A 1775-nucleotide genomic window follows, 5' to 3' on the forward strand; every position below is an offset into this window, starting at 1 on the left:
TAAAATACCGCCCGTAAAATACGCGGAACTTAATTCTTTTGGGGCTAGCCCCAAAAGAATTAAAAACAATAACTTTAATGGAGTTTTAGAAAACTAAGCAGTTCTAACTAGGGGGAGCTTACAAAATCTATTTGACTTAAATGAAAAAACAAATGAAGAATGTGATTACATCCTCAAAACTGAGTTTCCTGAATTTCTAAAAACAACATTTTTTGAAGTCAAAAAAGAAGATGTAACTTTTTATGTAAAAAAGAAAACAAAAAGACCTCAGTTTAGCAGCAACTATTTGTCTCATTTAGAACAAGTTTGGAGATACAAAGAATATTCAGAAAACGAAGAAAACCAACTAGAAATAGAATCAAAATTGGGGTATAAAACCAAAAATTTCGACCATATTTTACTTGCAGGCAGAAAAGAGGAAAAACTTGAAATGAAAGACAAATTTTCAAGAGACTTAAATCGAATGTTTAATGGTATTGCAGTGGTCACTTATGAAGAACTTGAAGAGCTGAATATTAACTATTTTGATAAATTTAATCGGCTGAGTATAGAAGTGGAATAAAAAACGCTTGCTAGTAATGCCATAATAAATAGGGCAAAAAGTGATGTCTTTAAAGCTTTGGCCGTATTTGCTGAGTCCACCAATTCTTTTGGATTTGACAATTAAAAAAGAAAAAATAATTACAAATCAAAAAACTCTGGCTCGTAGACCAGACGGAAACGAAAAGATTCCTTGCCTGCCATACTTGCCACGAGTCGCGACCGTTGAACTGAAAAATGACTATTCAAGAAAAAATAATTCAGAAATTAGATAGTGATTTATATCCAGACTTAAATGCGGATATGATACTAAAACTTACCAATGAATCGGAAAGAGGTGCTGTTTTAATCGGAACAAGTAAAATCGAAGAGTATCTTGAAAAATATGTTTTACAAATACTTCCTCAAACTTCCAATGCATATACCAAAAGATTAACAAATTACCCAGGTCCATTAAGTTCGTTTTCCTCCAAAATTGAGTTGCTTTATGGATTTAGATATATTGGAAATAAATTTTACGCATCTCTAAACAAATTAAGAAAAATAAGAAATCTAGCAGCTCACTCATATGACGATTTTAATTTAGCGGAGAATGCAACAATAATTAGTGAGATGAATGAATTTGAGGATGATATTAGTTATCTAGTTGGTGAACTTTCGTTGAATAATCTACTGAAATTAAAAAAAATAAAACTTGAGAGAATATATCAAGAAAAAGGATTCAAAATTGACCATGATAATATCGAAAGGACCTTAAGCGATTTTAAAACTTCGGATGATGGATTAAAACAACATCTTATTTGGCAATTATCCTACGGAATTGTGTTTATGTGTTTATACGTGTTGGTTTTGATGGAAGAGAACAATTATTTAGAAGATAGAGAATTAACACACCCAATAAAATAACTATTTACAACGAGGCTGCGTTTAAAACATAGGTAGTAAAAGCCTTCCTAGAGGTTTTTGCTTACTGGAAAAAGGCCTCCAAATTCTTCAATTTGACTCCTTATATTGAATAAGAGAAAACAAACCCTAAAAATTCGGTTCTGTGTTAATCCTAAAAGTTAGCGTTTCTGTACACGCTACTTTTCAATCACATAAACCGTTAGGTGGTATCCCTCCGAGCAACTGCGTCTTTTATGACGTGATGTGGCTTTTTACCTTTGGCATAAACTATTTGAGTTATGACAAAAAAGGATAATGCTTTGCGGATGCGTAAATTGGTAAAGGAGTTT

1 protein-coding gene and 1 pseudogene are annotated in these 1775 nt (G+C 32.0%); both read left to right on the forward strand.

Going from position 1 to position 1775, the window contains the following annotated elements; genetic code table 11:
- Positions 1-166 precede the first annotated feature (166 nt).
- Positions 167-562: pseudogene (locus QSE00_RS25100) on the forward strand (Shedu anti-phage system protein SduA domain-containing protein); the annotation flags it as partial.
- 215 nt (positions 563-777) lie between these two features.
- A complete protein-coding gene (locus QSE00_RS25105; protein ID WP_286108017.1) occupies positions 778-1446 on the forward strand; it encodes a hypothetical protein in 669 nt (222 codons plus the stop codon).
- Positions 1447-1775: the final 329 nt, after the last annotated feature.

Origin of the sequence: Arenibacter flavimaris, from assembly GCF_030291335.1 — a bacterium.
GTDB lineage: Bacteria > Bacteroidota > Bacteroidia > Flavobacteriales > Flavobacteriaceae > Arenibacter.